Annotated in this window: 13 protein-coding genes; 7 read left to right on the top strand and 6 right to left on the bottom strand. The window is 39.1% G+C overall.

All coding sequences use genetic code 11. The features are described from left to right. Positions 1-34 precede the first annotated feature (34 nt). From FFM57_RS08380 to FFM57_RS08355, 6 genes are all read right to left on the bottom strand, one after another. On the bottom strand, positions 35-877 hold the full coding sequence (locus FFM57_RS08380) for a sugar phosphate isomerase/epimerase family protein (protein WP_137600066.1): 843 nt from the start codon (positions 875-877) through the stop codon (positions 35-37). Positions 878-895: 18 nt separating this feature from the next. Then, positions 896-1,624 (bottom strand): alpha/beta hydrolase, encoded by a 729-nt coding sequence (locus FFM57_RS08375; RefSeq protein WP_137600065.1) that lies wholly within the window; start codon positions 1,622-1,624, stop codon positions 896-898. Between the two features lie 20 nt (positions 1,625-1,644). Then, a complete protein-coding gene (uxaC, locus tag FFM57_RS08370) occupies positions 1,645-3,033 on the bottom strand; it encodes a glucuronate isomerase (protein ID WP_137600064.1) in 1,389 nt (462 codons plus the stop codon). A 113-nt stretch (positions 3,034-3,146) separates the two neighbouring features. Continuing rightward, the gene (locus FFM57_RS08365) at positions 3,147-4,649 is read right to left on the bottom strand and encodes a UxaA family hydrolase (RefSeq protein WP_212741496.1); all 1,503 of its coding nucleotides are present in this window, start codon (positions 4,647-4,649) and stop codon (positions 3,147-3,149) included. 5 nt (positions 4,650-4,654) lie between these two features. Beyond that, complete coding sequence (locus FFM57_RS08360) at positions 4,655-6,070, bottom strand: tagaturonate reductase (protein ID WP_137600063.1); 1,416 nt, start codon at positions 6,068-6,070, stop codon at positions 4,655-4,657. Between the two features lie 69 nt (positions 6,071-6,139). After that, entirely contained in the window at positions 6,140-7,126 is a 987-nt protein-coding gene (locus FFM57_RS08355; RefSeq protein ID WP_137600062.1) for a LacI family DNA-binding transcriptional regulator, read from the bottom strand. A gap of 187 nt (positions 7,127-7,313) precedes the next feature. Here FFM57_RS08355 and FFM57_RS08350 point away from each other — a divergent pair, with 187 nt between their 5' ends. From FFM57_RS08350 to FFM57_RS08320, 7 genes are all read left to right on the top strand, one after another. Further along, positions 7,314-9,527 (top strand): AraC family transcriptional regulator, encoded by a 2,214-nt coding sequence (locus tag FFM57_RS08350; protein ID WP_137600061.1) that lies wholly within the window; start codon positions 7,314-7,316, stop codon positions 9,525-9,527. A 352-nt stretch (positions 9,528-9,879) separates the two neighbouring features. After that, entirely contained in the window at positions 9,880-10,986 is a 1,107-nt protein-coding gene (locus tag FFM57_RS08345) for a glycoside hydrolase family 88/105 protein (RefSeq protein WP_170999945.1), read from the top strand. Positions 10,987-10,998: 12 nt separating this feature from the next. Further along, positions 10,999-12,327 (top strand): glycoside hydrolase family 28 protein, encoded by a 1,329-nt coding sequence (locus FFM57_RS08340; RefSeq protein ID WP_137600060.1) that lies wholly within the window; start codon positions 10,999-11,001, stop codon positions 12,325-12,327. 2 nt (positions 12,328-12,329) lie between these two features. Further along, positions 12,330-13,217, top strand: coding sequence for an alpha/beta hydrolase family protein (locus FFM57_RS08335; RefSeq protein ID WP_170999944.1), 888 nt, complete (start codon positions 12,330-12,332; stop codon positions 13,215-13,217). Further along, positions 13,187-14,089, top strand: coding sequence for a pectinesterase family protein (locus FFM57_RS08330; RefSeq protein ID WP_137600059.1), 903 nt, complete (start codon positions 13,187-13,189; stop codon positions 14,087-14,089). Before FFM57_RS08335 ends, FFM57_RS08330 begins: the two co-directional genes overlap by 31 nt. 15 nt (positions 14,090-14,104) lie before the next feature. Next, positions 14,105-14,506 (top strand): DUF4064 domain-containing protein, encoded by a 402-nt coding sequence (locus FFM57_RS08325; protein ID WP_137600058.1) that lies wholly within the window; start codon positions 14,105-14,107, stop codon positions 14,504-14,506. A 2-nt stretch (positions 14,507-14,508) separates the two neighbouring features. Further along, positions 14,509-16,080: a glycoside hydrolase family 43 protein gene (locus tag FFM57_RS08320; RefSeq protein WP_137600057.1), complete on the top strand. Its 1,572-nt coding sequence runs from the start codon at positions 14,509-14,511 to the stop codon at positions 16,078-16,080. Positions 16,081-16,389: the final 309 nt, after the last annotated feature.

Here is a 16,389-nt window from a genome sequence, read left to right as displayed (position 1 = left end):
CGGCACTTGATTGATAGCCGTAGTCAAAAACTCGTTAAAGACGAGCGTATTCTGCTTGTAAAAAGGCAATGCTCTGAGCTAAGTGCTCTTCTTTCACCGCTTCCAAAGAAGTGGGTAAGAGGGGACGTTGATACTTGGCAAACTTTAATAAATCGGTGTAATCCATTAAGCCTGTGCCCACCGGAACAATTTTAATGTGGCCATTTTCTACGATAAAGTCTTTCAGGTGAAAAGCCACAATATCATCTTGCAGAGCGTCTAAAGCCTCGTAAGTTACTTTCACTTGGTCTTGGTAGTTATCAGGACGCATCAAATTAGCGGCGTCTAAAATAATTTTTAAGTTGGGGGACTGTACTTCGCTTAAGAGACGTTTAGCTTGTTGCCACGTGTAAAGTGGGGCATTGAGACAAGGTTCGATGCCCACTAGCGCCCCGAGTTTTTCAGCGGCGGTGACCATTTGGATGACGGCATCTCGTACTCTGAGGTAAGCTGTTTCGGTAAAGTTTTCTACCGAATAGCCACTGCCTGCGACATTACCTGTTTCGGTACCCACCACAGTACAGCCAAAGTCCCGTGCTAAAGTTAAGTGATGACAAAAACTAGCAATCGCTTCGTTACGTACTTGATCATTGAAACTAGCAATATTGACATAAGCACCTAAAATGGAGATTTTAATGCCTTGGCTTTTTAAGTAATCGCCTAAATAGCTGGCGGTGCCATGGGTAATCTGTTGTAGGGAAGGGGCAAGTTCGGGAAAAGATTTTTTGACGGCCAATTGAATATTAGTTAAACCGTACTGTTGGAGTTTGCTAGCTAATTCGATGCGATCTTTGGCCACGAGGTCATGGGCCCGCATCCCGAGATTTATTGGAATCATGGAAGCCTCCTAAATAAATTATTTGCGTTGTTCTTGCAGCCAGTGTTCTAAAAGTTTAATCCACTGGCGCGTATGGGCTGTTCCTTGTAGCATGCCAAGACCATGATGGCCTTCAGGGAAAATATGCAGATCAAAAGGAATTTGCTGTTGGGCTAAACTGGCTGCTAAAAGCAGACTGTTTTTAACCGGTACTGAGCCGTCCTCTGCTGTATGCCAGATGAAAGCAGGTGGCGTAGTAGCTGTCACTAAATTTTCGAGGGAGTAGGTGTGACAATTTGCTGGCGTATAATCAGGGCCTAAAAAGTTTTCAGCTGAACCTTGATGACGGCAGTCTTGTTCAAAGGTAACCACAGGATAAGCTAAAATCATCCCCGCGACTACCGGTTCTCCTAAACAACTAAATAGTCCGGCTAGATGGGCACCTGCTGAAAAGCCCATCACAAAAATTTGGTCGATTTTTTCTTCAGCTTGTAAAAATTTTTTTATTTTTTCAAGTTCTTGCAATAATTTTTCTTTTTCTACGGGCTGTACTTGATAGCTTAAAATGCCGGCATGAAAGCCTAAACTTTCCGCCCACTCAGCAATCACGCGTCCTTCTTTTTCACCGGAAATATGACAATACCCTCCCCCTGGTAAAACCAGTAGGAAGGGCTTTTTTTCCTCGTCTAAAAAACGATAGTGAAAAGAGGAGACCGCAGGCGACATACCGCTAGTCAAACTAGCGAAGTCATCATCAATAAATTCCACTGGTCAACCAACTTTCTTTTTTAGAATTTGAAGTATTCGTTTGCGTTGTTGTAAGAAATTGCTTCGACTAAATCACCTAAAAGTTTTTCATCTTCAGGAGCTTCGCCACGTTGGACAATTTCGCCGACAAATTCGCATAGGACACGGCGGAAGTACTCATGACGCGTATAAGATAAGAAGCTACGGGAGTCGGTTAACATTCCGACAAAGTTATGGAAGACTGAACCATCAGCAAATTGAGTTAATTGATTGCGCATGCCAGCCCGAGTATCGTTAAACCACCAACCAGAACCTAATTGAATCTTGCCAGCACTTTCTTTTTGGAAGCAGCCCATTAAAGCGACTAAAGCTGGGAAGTCGTTAGGATTTAAGGAGTAAAGAATCGTTTGTGGAAGGTCGTCGGCTTTTTCAGCACGGTCCAACAATTGTTGCAATGGAATCGTGATGTTTAAGTCATTGACACCATCATAACCAGTATCCGGTCCTAATTTGTTAAACATGTTAGTGTTGCAGTTGCGGTAAGCATGGATGTGTAATTGCATTGTCCAGTTATGCTCTTTGTAGAAGTGGAACAAACGGACTAAGGTTTCTGATTTATAAGCGTTGATTTCATCTTGGCTTAAAGCTTCACCTTTCAAGGCTTTGGCAAAAGTTGCTTCTAAGGTATCTTCGTCGGCTTCAGCGTAGATTAAAACATCTAAAGCGTGGTCTGATAAACGACCGCCTAAAGCGTGGAAATAATCCACCCGACTACCGAGAGCCGCAATCATTTCTGCATAAGTGGTGATATCTGTTTCCTCAGCTTCAGCTAAATGTTTAACGTAAGCGGCAAAATCAGGTTTTTCAATGTTTAAGGCTTTATCGGGACGGTAAGAAGGTAAGACTTTGAAACGATCTTCAACGTCCTTAATTAATTTGTGGAAATGTAAATCATCCGCTGGATCATCCGTCGTGCAAACGACTTTTACATTAGAATTAGCAATGATGTTCCGACGTTTGAAAGCATCGCTAGCTAAAACTTCATTACATTGGTCCCAAATAGCTTTAGCGTTTTCTTCGTTGACTAAAAGGTCGCAACCAAAGAAACGTTTCAATTCTAAGTGAGTCCAAGAGTAAAGGGGGTTACCAATTGTTTTAGGAACGGTTTGGCACCAAGCCACGAATTTATCGTAGTCAGAAGCGTTACCGGTAATTTTTTCTTCAGGTACGCCACAAGCCCGCATTAAACGCCATTTGTAATGGTCGCCCCCTAGCCAAGCTTCGGTAATATTTTTAAAGTTACCATTTTCGTAAATTTCTTCAGGAACTAAGTGGCAGTGGTAGTCAATGATAGGCATTTTAGCTGCATGATCATGGAACAATTTTTTCGCCCAATCAGTAGAAAGTAAAAAGTCATCGTTTAAAAACATTTTTTTGACACGTCCTTTTTTAATATTGTTATCGCGCAGAGCGATAAAGACTAATGAAAAAAATTTAAAACGGGAAAGAGTAGATACAGCTACTCCTTCCGCGTTAAAACACTTTATAAGGTAACGCCGTTTTTGAAGATGGCAACTTCCCGCACGTCATTTTTCTCGTTACACGTTTGTTCACCAGAAGCAACAGCGATAATTTTTTGAATGAAGTCTTCTAAGACATCAGCTTGTGGCCGTTCTAAACATTGACCAGCATTGAAGTCCATCCAATGACCTTTCCGTTCAAAAATATTATTGTTGGTGGCCACTTTAACAGTCGGCACATACGCGCCAAAAGGAGTACCGCGACCGGTAGTGAAAAGAACTAAGTGGCAATCAGAACTTGCTAAAGCAGAAGCCGCAACTAAGTCATTTCCTGGAGATTGTAATAAGCTTAAGCCTTTTTTTCGTAATTTTTGACCGTATTGTAAGACGTCAATGACTGGTGAAGTGCCAGATTTTTGCGTACAACCAAGGGATTTATCTTCTAAGGTTGTAATTCCGCCGGCTTTATTTCCTGGAGATGGATTTTCATAAACAGGTTCGCCGTAAGATAGGAAGTAGTGTTTAAAGTTATTAATCAAGTTGACGATTTCGTCAAAGACTTCTTTGTTTTCAGCACGCGCCATTAAAACTTGTTCCGCCCCAAACATTTCTGGGACTTCCGTTAAGATGGTGGAACCCCCTTGGGCAATTAAAAAGTCAGAGAAAGCTCCTAATAACGGGTTAGCGGTAATTCCGGAAAGACCATCTGAACCGCCACATTTCAAGCCGACATTTAATTCAGCCAAAGGAACATCTACCCGGTGATCATCTTTAGCGGCTTCTAAAATTTCATTTAATAAATCAACACCCGCATCGACTTCATCAAAAACTTCTTGGGCGATTAAAAATTTAACACGATTAGGGTCGACTTCGCCTAATTTTTCTTTGAATTCGGTCACGGTGTTGTTTTCACAGCCTAAACCAAAGACTAAGACCCCACCAGCGTTAGGATGTTTCACCGCATCAATTAAAACTTGCCGCGTATTAGCGTGGTCTTCACCTAATTGCGAGCAACCATAAGGGTGTTTTAAAATCGTGATATTATCAAAAGGACCTAAGTCAGGGTGTTCTTCTTTAAAGGCGCGTAAGATGAGTTCGGCCATCCCGTTGACACAACCGACAGTCGGGACAATCAATAAGTCGTTACGAATCCCTACTCGGCCATCTGGACGACGGTAACCTTTAAACGTCAAGTCACGTTTTTCGTAGTGCACTTGGTGTAAATCAGGTTGATACGTGTATTCCAATTCGCCGTCTAGATTTGTTTTGACGTTGTGGGTGTGGAGCCAGTCACCAGGGACAACGTCCGTTAAGGTGTGACCAATAGGGTAGCCATATTTCACTACGTTTGCTCCTTGGGCAATCGCTGTCAAAGCAATTTTGTGTCCTTGGGGAATATCTTGACTTGCGGTGACGGTGAAACCATCAATCGTCAAGGTTTCACCAGCTGTAATAGGTTGTAAAGCAACAGCGACATTATCTCGTGTAGATAAGCGCATTAAGCGTGGAATCGCATGATGTTCCATAAAAATTATTCTCCTTCTTGGTTAAATGCTTGGACTAGCGCCAGCGCACCTGTGGTTTCTAATCCTTGCAAATCTTTTTCAACAGTCGCTAGTAAACCAGGCACTGCTGTTAAATCTTCACCCCAAAGAGCGGTGTTACTTAAAATCGTGCTAGCGACAGTTGCTGGATTTTCCCAAGCTGCTTTAAAAGTCGCCATCACTTCTTCATCGTCGTGGACTTCAAATTTGTCGCCACGATAATTTAAAATTAAAGCTGCTAAAGCTAAAGTAATGTAGTGGGGTAATTTCCCTTGTGTTTTAGCAAAACGTAAAAGAATCGGTAAAAGCCGCGCTTTAAATTTAGAAACGCTATTTAAGGCGATAGAGGAAAGTTCATGGCGAACAAATGGATTTTTGAAACGTTCTTTAATTTGTTCTGCGTAAACTTCCAATTCATCTTTTGGTAAAGAAAGCATAGGAATTAATTCTTGATTGAATAAATTATTCACCAACACTGAAAAATCAGGATCTAACATGACTTCTTCCACGGTTTCAAGACCAGCTAAACGAGCAATCGGTACCATACAAGTATGTGGGCCGTTTAATAAGTGAACTTTTCGTTCCCGGTAAGGCGTCATATCATCGGTGACAATCACGTTTAAGCCTGCTTTAGCCAGTGGGAAGATTTCTTTAACTTTTTCTGGTCCTTCAATCACCCATAACATGAAAGGTTCAGCTTTCACCATTAAGTTATCTTCGTAGCCGTGTTTTTCGTTAAGTTCGGCAGCACGATCTCTCGGATATCCTGGGACAATTCGGTCGACTAAAGAGCAGCAGAAAGTATTTTCATTTTCCAACCAAGTAGTAAAGTCAGCCGATAAATTCCATTCTTTAGCATAACGTAAGACGATTTCTTTTAATTTTTCACCATTGCGGTCAATTAATTCACAAGGAATAATCGTGAAGCCTTTTTTCCCTAAGTCAAACCGTTTAGCTAACAATGCCGTTAATTTTGCTGGGAAGCTGGTTGGTGGCGTATCATTTAACTGATCGCCCGCGTGATAGGCAATGCCGGCTTCCGTGGTGTTGGATAAAATGATTTCTAAGTCATCGTTTTCCGCTAAAGCTAAGTAATCTTGATAGCTTTCATAAGGATTGATAACCCGGTTGACTGTCGTAATGATTTCTGAACTGGCGACGGTTTCACCGTTGAGTAAGCCTTCAAGAATCACTGTATATAAGTAATCTTGTTCGGCTAACATTTTTCCTAGTCCTTGCGCGATAGGTTGTACGACAACGGCAGAACCATTGAATAAGTCTTTTTTATTCATTTGTTGAATTTGCCAGTCCACAAACGCCCGTAAAAAGTTCCCTTCACCAAATTGAATGACTTTTTCTGGATAAAACGTAAACTCTTGTAGCTCTTTGTTTAATTTTTTCAATGAACTTCCTCCTGGTGTGGGTTGCACACGTTAACAAATTTTTATATTTTAAACCTCGTAACGAGGTTATTACACGGATTCGCGTTTAACTAAAGTCGTTTGTAATAATTTTTGTTTCGGTTGAATATCTTCACCGGCAATGGCATCTAAAAGCATCGCAGTTCCAGTTTGCGAAATTTCGTAGATTGGTTTTGAAACTGTCGTGAGGGCCGGACTGGTGTATTGGGAAAATAAAATATTATCAAAGCCCATAATAGCCACATCTTGTGGAACTTTAAGTTGTGCGGCAGCACAAGCTTTTAACGCGCCAATTGCCATATCATCGTTGGCACAAAAAATTAAAGTAGGAGGATTGGTTAAAGCCAAAAGTTTCTCACAACATTCGCGTCCACTTTCAATCGAATAATCGCCTTCTACTAAATAGTCAGTGGGGAGCGGGAGGCCACTGGTCGTCACGCCTTCAATAAAACCTAGGCGCCGTTCAATACTAGAACGAAAGCCGGCTTTCCCACCAATCAAAGCAATTTTGCGGTGCCCTAGGCTAATGCCATAGCGAATGCCTTCAGCTACCCCTAAAGAATCGTTGCTGGTGACATTTAAAATATTTTCATCATCCAATTGCCGATTTAAAACAACAAAAGGAATTCCTGCTTCACGGACTACTTGGATGAAGTAATCATCGTCATCACTTTGACTCATGATAATGATGCCATCGTAAACTTGTGGATTGATATTGTCGTAGTTCGCTAAAGTATCAATCCCGTTGACTGCTAAACTATAACGAGAACTCAAAGTGCCATTAATCCCGCGAATCGCGTCCACTAAAAATGAAGCCGACGTTCCTTCTTGAATACTAGAAAAGAACAAACCAATGCGGTAAGATTTTTGTTGCACTAAACTACGGGCCGAAAAATTCGGGACATAATTCATCTCAGCAGCAATCGTTTTAATCTTATCTTTGGTAGCCGTTTTAATTAAGGGACTGTCATTTAACGCGCGAGAGACAGTGGTATGGGAGACCCCGGCAACTTTCGCGATATCTTTAATTGTTACCATTGAAGAACTCCTCACACATTTTTTGTTTTCGCTTACAGCATACTCCTCTCCCTAGTGAAAGTCAATAGAATATGGGATGCACACGTGAAAAATTTTTAATGCAAAAAGCAGTGGTAACGTTTGCAGTTTTAGGTTACAATGAAGCATGTGAATTATTAAGCGTGTTTTTTTAAGGGAGATTAGAGAGATGTTTAGAAAACGGACTAGCTTTTTTTATAGTATTTTTATTCCTATTTTATTAGCTGGGATCTTTTTGATTGGGAGTTTCAGCATTTATATATATCGTGATACAGCAAAAAATATCAAAGATAAATTAGTAGAAGAACGCTTAAGTTTTGCCAGGCAAGTAAAAAATAATTTAGAACAACGGGTACGGACAGTGGAATATGCCTTTACAACGTATTCTACTACTGGGGATTTTGATAAATTACTACAAACACCTCTAGATTATCGTGACTTTTCTCAAGTCAAGGAAGTTCGTTCAGAGCTAACTTATTTTGGCATTATGGGGATTGAAGACACTCGTTATACTTTAATTTCCCTAGCTCAACATTGGAAAATTACTGATCACGAATCTCTCAAATATATTACTGATGAGGAAGCCAAAGTTTTTGAAACACTAGTAACAAATTCTAATGAAAATTTATTCTGGATTCCCAAAGGTGAATCTATTCGTATGATTATTAGTTTACCAACTTTTTCTTCGCCAAGATTGGGAGTTGGTATTGCGGATATTAATAAATCAGTAATAGAGAGAGTTGTTGGAGAAGATAATAAAGGTTTTTTTAATATTTATAATAGTGAAGGAACGTTACTTTTTCATAATGACTCAGAAGTAAATCAAGACCTAAAGCAAAAGATTATGTCGATAGGCACCACAACACGTGTGGGTACAATATTTGGAAAACACGGAGATATTTACGCTTTCAGTCGTTCTAATTATAATGACTGGATTTATGTTGCCAAATTAGGGAGTAATGTGGTAAAACAAGCAACGATGAGTCTGATATTTGGTTTAGTAAGCATGAGTATTTTGGGATTATCTTTATTAGTAATGATTGCTTACCTCGTAGCTGATCGTTCTACTGAACCAATTCGTGTTATTCGTGATCGCCTAAAAATTGAGCGCCCAAATGAAAGAAAAGGTAGAAATTCAGAAATTAATGAAGTTTTAATGGAAATTGATGATATTGTCTCAGCCAATACAGATTTAGTATTAAATGTTCAACGACAAAGACCTGAACTAGAACAACTATTTGTACTAAACCTTTTCCGTCAACGAGTTTTTAAAGAAGATTTGCCTAAACGTTTATCACAATATGGTTATCAATTATCGGATAAAGTTTTTTATGTGATGTTGATTCAAATTGATGATCTTTCTGGCCGCGAGGAAAATAATCGGGATATCTTTTTACTTGCTTTGGAGAAATTAGTAGAAGAAATTATTCCCGCAGATGAACGGTTACGTCCAATAATTTTAAATTCCGAAACACAAGCTACTATTTTAACTCTATCGTCAACAAACGAATCTGAAAAAAATGTATTGGCCTATTGCAATCAAGTCCAAACTGCAGCGCAAGAATATTTGCGAATAAAAGTTAGCTTTGGAATTTCCAATGCGTATCAAGAACTATTAACTACGAAGGCTGCGGCTGAAACTGCTAAAGAAGCACTTCACTTTAGAATTAATATTGGACAAGAAGCAATTATTTTCTTTAGAGAAGTTGAATTACACGCAAAGGATAATACCAATATACGTTACCCAATAGAGGAAGAAGAAAAACTTTTAGATGCAATTAGATTAGGAAATGAAGAAAACATTGAACTTTATTTCAATAGTGTATTGGGGAAAATTTTTTCTGAAAATAATAATCCCATGTTAGTAGAAATGGCACTCTTTAGGTTAACTAATAACATTATTCAATTAGGACAACTAATAGGAACGGATTTTGAAACTTTACTAAATCATGCTAATATTTATAAAGAAATTTTGAATACTGATAATCGTAAAAAAATTTATCATATATTAATGGAATCGTTAATCAGACCGCTGGTATATAATACTCAAGATAGAACTAATCATGAACTTCAGTCCTTAACTGATAAAATGATTCATCTAGTCCATCAACAATATGATCAAGATCTTTCTTTAGAGATGCTTGCTGATCAATTGCACTATAACCCCAATTACTTAAGCACTTTATTTAAAAAAAGAACTGGACAAAATTTTATTGATTATCTGCAACAGTATCGTTTAGAGGTTGCAAAAAGGTGGCTTAAGGAGACAAATATGACAGTTAAAGAGATTTCTCAGCGCTTATGCTACACTAACCCTCAAAATTTTATTCGTTTTTTTAAAAAGAAAGAAAGAATGACGCCTGGAGAGTATAGAAAACTTTAATCTTGAACTTTTCACGTAATTTAGTAAGATATCTCATTATGAAGCTGATTTAAAGTTTATTAACTGTTTTACAGTAGAGGCTATTATGCACTATTTTAGATGAATTAATAATCAACTTTTTCCCTACATTTAAACAAAGTGGAGATGATTTATTACTTGTTTACAAAAGTAATAAATGCTTATGCTTGTAACGATTAACATATTTTTGAAGAAAAAAGAAAAAAATTGTTTTTTAGTTGTTAATAAAGCGAATTCCTACAAAATACTAAAACTAAAAAATGATTATTTACGGAATGCCTATATAAAGAATAAGCTTACTTGTGAAGAAAAAGATAGGAGGTTCTTTTAAAAAGTGAAACCAATTTGGCAACAAGCATTTCATTCTTTTACACAGCGTTATCCCTTTTTACCCATGGCTAAAGATTATCACGGCAGTTGGTCTTACGATTTTGGTGTTATCTTAATGGGTTTCCAACAAGCGTATGAGCTGACGGGAGAAGAGGAGTACTACACGTATCTGAAAGAAGCTATGGATTATTACATCGCTTCCGATGGATCGATTAAAAATTATCACTATGAGGCCATGAATCTGGATTATATTAACAATGGCAAGCTCTTGTTTCTTTTGTATAAAAAAACGGGAGCAGAAAAGTATAAACAGGCGATGGACCAGTTGTACCAACAGTTACAAGCGATGCCGCGGACGCAAGCAGGCGGCTTTTGGCATAAAAAAGTTTACCCTAACCAAATGTGGTTAGATGGGTTGTACATGGCCGAGCCTTTCTATGCAGAATACCTTTTAACCTTTAAAAATGGTAGCGGTTTAGCCGATGTGGTGCAACAATTTCAATTGTGTTATGACGCTACACTAGATCACAAAACGGGTCTTTTATATCACGCCTATGACGAGGCACGGATTCAACCGTGGGCCGATCCACAAACTGGACACGCTCCCCATTTTTGGGGCCGGGCGATGGGCTGGTACGTGGTAGCGTTAGTGGATACTTTACGTTTGCTACCAAAAGATAGTCCCGAGTTTCAACAGTTAGCAACTCTTTTTACCAATTGCTGGCAAGCGTTGAAAAAAGTTCAAGATCCTACTAGCAAATGTTGGTATCAAGTTTTAGACGAAGGAACGCGCAAAGGTAATTATTTAGAAGCCTCAGCAACAGCCTTAATTTTGAACGCCGCCGCAAAAGCCGTAGTTCTAAATGTTTTACCTGCTACGGAAATTCCGCTCATTAAGGAAAGCTATCAAGGCTTACAAGATGAGTTTGTTCTTTACACCAAAGAAGGCTGGATCAATTTGATTCACAATTGCCAAGTAGCGGGCCTTGGTGGTGCCGACCAGAGAGACGGCAGTTTTACCTATTACATGAGTGAACCGATTATCGCTAATGACTTTAAAGGATATGGTGCCTTTTTACAGGCTGCTTTAACCATAGAAAACCAATTATAAAAGGAGAATATTATGTTTGATTATGTAATTACCGACTTTGGAGCGCAAGCAGATGGTTCCTTAGCAACAGCAGCGATTCAAAAAGCAATCGATGCCGCAACGACGAACGGTGGGGGCCGAGTAGTCGTACCGACAGGGGAATTTTACACGGCAGCTATTATTTTAAAAGACAATGTGGAATTACACTTAACGCCAGGCGCTATCTTGAAGTTTTCTGATAACCAAGCAGATTATCCCGTGGTTACTTCGCGTTGGGAAGGGGTCAAACGGGAAGTCTATGCTTCTTGTTTGTACGCCGAAGATGCGAAAAATATTGCGGTGACTGGCTTTGGTCTATTAAACGGAAACGGTGCAAAATGGTGGGATTTACAGCGGAACCACATTGAAGACCTCACTTATCCGCGTCCTAAATTAGTTAGCTTTGACTCTTGTTCTCATGTAACCTTAAAAGATTTCAGCATCATTGATTCCCCAAGTTGGACGATTAATCCGATTTTATGTGAGAACGTCACGGTGGATAATTTAAATATTAAAAACCCCGCCGATTCGCCTAACACCGATGGAATTGACCCGGAATCTTGTAAAAATGTCCGGATTGCCAATTGTAGTATCGATGTTGGGGATGACTGTATCGCGATTAAAGCGGGTACTGAAGATACAGCTAAACGCGTGCCGTGTGAAAATATTACCATTACTAATTGTACGATGGTTCACGGTCACGGGGCCGTTGTTTTAGGTTCAGAAATGAGTGGTGATATTCGTAACGTTACCATTAGTAACTGTGTCTTCCAAGATACCGATCGCGGTGTCCGTTTGAAATCCCGGCGCGGTCGTGGTGGCGTTGTGGAAGATGTGCGGATTGATAACATCGTGATGGATCGGGTGATGTGTCCGTTTATTATTAATTTATATTATTTCTGCGGTCCCCGCGGTAAAGATAAGTATGTGTGGGATAAAAATCCTTATCCCATTACGGAAGAAACGCCGATGTTTAGACGAATTCACTTTGCCAATATTACGGCGCGGAAGGTGAGTGCCGCCGCTGGTTTTATTTATGGTTTAGCTGAACAATTCGTCGATGAAGTTACTTTTGAAAATATTTCGATTTCTATGGCCCAAGATGCACAGCCTGGGATGCCGGCCATGATGTCTGGCCTAGAACCTATGGCAAAACATGGTTTTTATCTTGGCTTTGCCAAGAATATTCAATTTAGTCGGGTGACGATTGAACAACACGTGGGTCCTGCTTTTTACATGGAACACTGTGAAGAGGTAGAAGTGCTTCATTGTAAGTCCGTGAATACTGACCAACCCGAAGAATTGGTGGAAAGTGTCCAGTAGCGATGAAAACTCCCGAAGCTTTAAAAGAACTGCTAGGGCAGTGCGATGAGGTAACCGTGTCTGGAAAGCTTTTAGAGCAAGTAGACTGCGGTAGTTACCTAGTGGAATCTTTACAACTCACTTTAAACACTTTAGAGACAGTGCCAGGCATTTTTGCTTATCCAAAAGGGGCTCGTAAGAGCCCCTTGGTCCTTTTTAATCATTCCCACGGTGGCGATTTTCTCCATGGCAAGTCTGAGCTTTTTCATTCTGCGCCATACTTACAAGAACCGTCCTTTGGGGAAACCTTACTAAAGATGGGCTATGCAGTAGCAGCAATTGATCATTTTTCTTTTGGCGAGCGGCAAGGGAAAGCTGAAAATGATTTAGTGAAGGAATTTTTACTCACTGGTCGCACTCTTTGGGGCATGCGTCTTTTTGACAGTCAAAATTTTTTAACGTATCTGTGTCAACGGCCTGAAGTAGATACTGCGCGGATTGCCACCATTGGTATGTCCATGGGAGGCTTTATGAGCTGGTGGTTAGCTAGTTTAGATGAACGTATTAAGCTCTGTGTTGATATCGCCGCCCAGGCTAGCTTTGAACGTTTAATTGCGGAACGCGCGCTAAGTCACCATGGCTTTTATTTATATGTACCGCGTTTGTTGCAATATTTTTCCACCGCTGAAATTCAAAGTCTTATTGCGCCACGTCTCCGTTTAAGCTTATCTGGTAAAGGTGATAAGTTATGTCCTGTAAGCGGCGTTACGCAATTGCAAAAGGCTTTACAAGCAGTTTATGTTCAAAAACAGGCCCCTGAAAATTTTGTCAGCTACAGTTTGACGGGGGGCCATCAAGAAACAAAGGAGATGCGGATGTTATGGCAGCAATTTCTACAAGAACACCTATAGAACAAGTATTAGTAGGCAATACCTCTTATTGTGATTTTCCTAACTTAACCACTGCTTTTCAAAATCTACCAGAAGGTAATGTAGAGATAGTCATTTTAGCAGGCATTTATAAAGAAAATGTCAGACTATATAAAGATAACGTCACTATAAGAGGGCTAGGAGAAGTTAAAATTGTGGGGAATCGTTATGCCCTAGAAAAAGATAAAACAGGACGTGAACTAGGGACTTTTCAAACGGCTACTTTTTTTATTAATGGAGGAAATATCCACTTAGAAAACTTAACAATTCAAAATAATGCTGGCCCTGGAGAAGAAGTTGGACAAGCTGTTGCTCTATATATAGAGGGGAAAAATCTTTCCTTTAAAAACTGTCGTTTATTGGGTCAACAAGATACTCTGTGCATAGGTCCATTACCACCAACTAATAAAGACGGTAAGCCATTACTTAGTCCTTGGAAAAAAAGAATTTTTACAAATGGGGAAGCACTTTTTGAAGAGTGCTATATCAACGGTACTGTTGATTTTATTTTCGGTGGTGGGAAAGCTAAGTTTATTCATTGTGAAGTTGAATCTTTAAAACGAACATCACCAACTCCAAATTTTATAACGGCTCCTTCCACAATAGAAGGGGAAGAAGGTTTTTATTTTAGACACTGCTTTATTCATGGAAAACATCCGTATAGCTTAGGTCGGCCATGGCGTCCTTATGGAGAGAGTCACTTTGAAGACTGTTTTATGGATGAATGCTTAACGACGATTGGTTGGGATGAGTGGGGAAAAGAAGCCAACAAAAAAACAGCACGATTCAGAGAGATAAATAATCATTATGTAACAAAGGTAACTCGTCCCCATTGGATTAAGTTGGAAGTTTAGAAAGTAGGAAACAAGATGACAAGAAGACTAGAAAAAATTATAGGGATTGTTGGCGCCGTCTTAGTGACTTTATTTTTAGGTGGCTTTACTATTGTATTTAATGCCATGAATGAAACTGAATACAAAGAAACGGTTCTTCCTATTTTGGGAGATAATTTTGAAAAATTAACAACAAGTGAAGGAATGGAGTTTTTAAAAACTTTAGGTGCTTGGTTTGGTTTTACCGTTGTTTTAGTTTTAGTTTGTGTCGCTGTTGCAACGCTTTTTGTGAATAATAATCGCTATCCAAAAAGAGCCGCCATTTTTTATTTGCTCGCAGGGCTGATTACTTTAATTGGTAGCCAAACTTTAGCTTATCCTTTAGCCTTTATATTTTTTGTGAATACCGCTTTTTGTCTATTAAGAAAGGAAAAGTAATTATGTGGGAAACAAAAGTAAAAAATCCAATTTTACGTGGGTTTAACCCCGATCCTAATATTTTAAAAGTTGGGGATATGTATTATATTGCCGTATCTTCCTTTGAATGGCTACCTGGTGTTAGAGTCTATAATTCTAAAGATTTAGTCAATTGGCAATATTTAACAGATATTTTAACTCATGAAGTTAATTTAAAAGGAAATCCGGAAGGTTGCAGTATTTGGGCTCCACAATTAAGTTATGCAGATGGTTTGTTTTACTGCATCTACACAGATGTAAAGTCTACTCAACGGCCGTTTAAAGATAGCCATAACTATCTGATTACTTCCTCTAGTATCACGGGTCCGTGGAGTGAACCCATATATATGAATTCATCAGGTTTTGATCCTAGTTTATTTCATGATAAAGACGGTCGCAAATGGTTTTTAAATGAGATTTGGGATTACCGAATGACGACCGGTAATAAATCAGCAGGTATTGTGATGCAAGAATATGATGCTCAAAAAGAAAGCTTGGTAGGGCAAGTTTATAAAATTTTTGACGGTACATCGTTAGCCAAAACAGAAGCACCACATATTTATCGTCATGGGGAGTACTATTATTTAATAACGGCAGAAGGGGGAACAGGTCATGATCATTCTGTTACCATTTGTCGTAGCAAAACAATAACTGGTCCTTATGATTTGGATCCTAACTATCCGATGTTAACAGCAAGTGATCAACCACAGTCACCATTACAATGTTCAGGACATGCTAGTTTAGTTCAAGGCCCTACTGGAGATTGGTACATTGCTTATTTATGTACGCGGCCTTTACTAGGAAAAGCTGCTATTTTAGGCCGAGAAACTGCTATTCAAGAAGTAGTTTGGACTGAAGATGGATGGTTACGCTTAGCTAATGGTACTACGGCACCAGAAAAAGAAACTATTGTAAAAACCTTAGAGCCTGACCAACAAAAAATTAATACAGGTTTTTTGGATGACTTTAATGAAAGTTTACTTCCAGAATGGAATGCTTTAAGAATTATGCCAGATAGTTCTTGGTGTGATTTAGCCAGTCGTCCGGGATATCTGCGACTTATTTCAGGAGAATCTCCACAATCTACTTTTGAACATCACTTATTGGCAATTCGTCAAAAAGATTTCCACTTTATCGTTACTACCAAAATGACATTTAATCCGCAAACATATAACCAAATGGCTGGTGTTCTTCTTTTCTTAAATAGTAGAAATTATTTGTATATGTATGTAACCCACGATGAAGAACTGGGGAAAGTTTTGAGAATATCTAAATCTGCTGGTGGAATATTTACTTTATCAGATGTGATTGTTCCGATAGCCAATGAAGAATTGTGCTTAAAAGTTGAAGTAGATGGAGCGGTAGCGAAATTTTATTATCGTAGAAGCGATATAGAAAACTGGAAACAGTTAGGCGAAATTCAAGATGTTCTATTTTTAGCTGGCGGTTTTACGGGAAACTTTGTGGGCTTGGCTTGTCATGATATGGATCGTAAAGCCGGTTGCTTTGCAGAATTTTCTTATTTTGAATACCAAGGGCTTGATCAAACATTATAAAAGTAGCCTTACGAAAATTTTATTAGCACTTACTTAAGTTTAAAGCTAAGCACTCAATAGAATAGTACCTTACACCTCAAAGAAGACCTTCAGATATGCTTGAGTTATCAAGAAATCTGGAGGTCTTTTATGAATAATCACAATATTGTCTCTATCCATATTTCGCAAGGAATACCTACAAAATAAATCATAGGCGTCCCTACGAATAAACTAGCTGTCCGTTTGAAAAAGTTGGATAGGCTACACTAGACTAGACAGAAAAAATAAGGTGTGTACAATAATAAAAAACACCTTGGAGGAAAACACATG

Source organism: Enterococcus nangangensis (assembly GCF_005405245.1).
Taxonomy (GTDB): Bacteria; Bacillota; Bacilli; order Lactobacillales; family Enterococcaceae; genus Enterococcus_J; species Enterococcus_J nangangensis.
This window is presented reverse-complemented; position numbering and strand designations above follow the sequence as displayed.

Excerpts from the sequence above, each read along its gene's own strand:
- FFM57_RS08320 (WP_137600057.1), top strand. The coding sequence starts at position 14,509 with ATGTGGGAAACAAAAGTAAAAAATCCAATTTTACGTGGGTTTAACCCC.
- FFM57_RS08340 (WP_137600060.1), top strand. The coding sequence starts at position 10,999 with ATGTTTGATTATGTAATTACCGACTTTGGAGCGCAAGCAGATGGTTCC.
- FFM57_RS08365 (WP_212741496.1), bottom strand. The coding sequence starts at position 4,649 with ATGGAACATCATGCGATTCCACGCTTAATGCGCTTATCTACACGAGAT.
- FFM57_RS08330 (WP_137600059.1), top strand. The coding sequence starts at position 13,187 with ATGGCAGCAATTTCTACAAGAACACCTATAGAACAAGTATTAGTAGGC.
- FFM57_RS08355 (WP_137600062.1), bottom strand. The coding sequence starts at position 7,126 with ATGGTAACAATTAAAGATATCGCGAAAGTTGCCGGGGTCTCCCATACC.
- FFM57_RS08335 (WP_170999944.1), top strand. The coding sequence starts at position 12,330 with ATGAAAACTCCCGAAGCTTTAAAAGAACTGCTAGGGCAGTGCGATGAG.
- FFM57_RS08380 (WP_137600066.1), bottom strand. The coding sequence starts at position 877 with ATGATTCCAATAAATCTCGGGATGCGGGCCCATGACCTCGTGGCCAAA.
- FFM57_RS08325 (WP_137600058.1), top strand. The coding sequence starts at position 14,105 with ATGACAAGAAGACTAGAAAAAATTATAGGGATTGTTGGCGCCGTCTTA.
- uxaC (WP_137600064.1), bottom strand. The coding sequence starts at position 3,033 with ATGTTTTTAAACGATGACTTTTTACTTTCTACTGATTGGGCGAAAAAA.
- FFM57_RS08350 (WP_137600061.1), top strand. The coding sequence starts at position 7,314 with ATGTTTAGAAAACGGACTAGCTTTTTTTATAGTATTTTTATTCCTATT.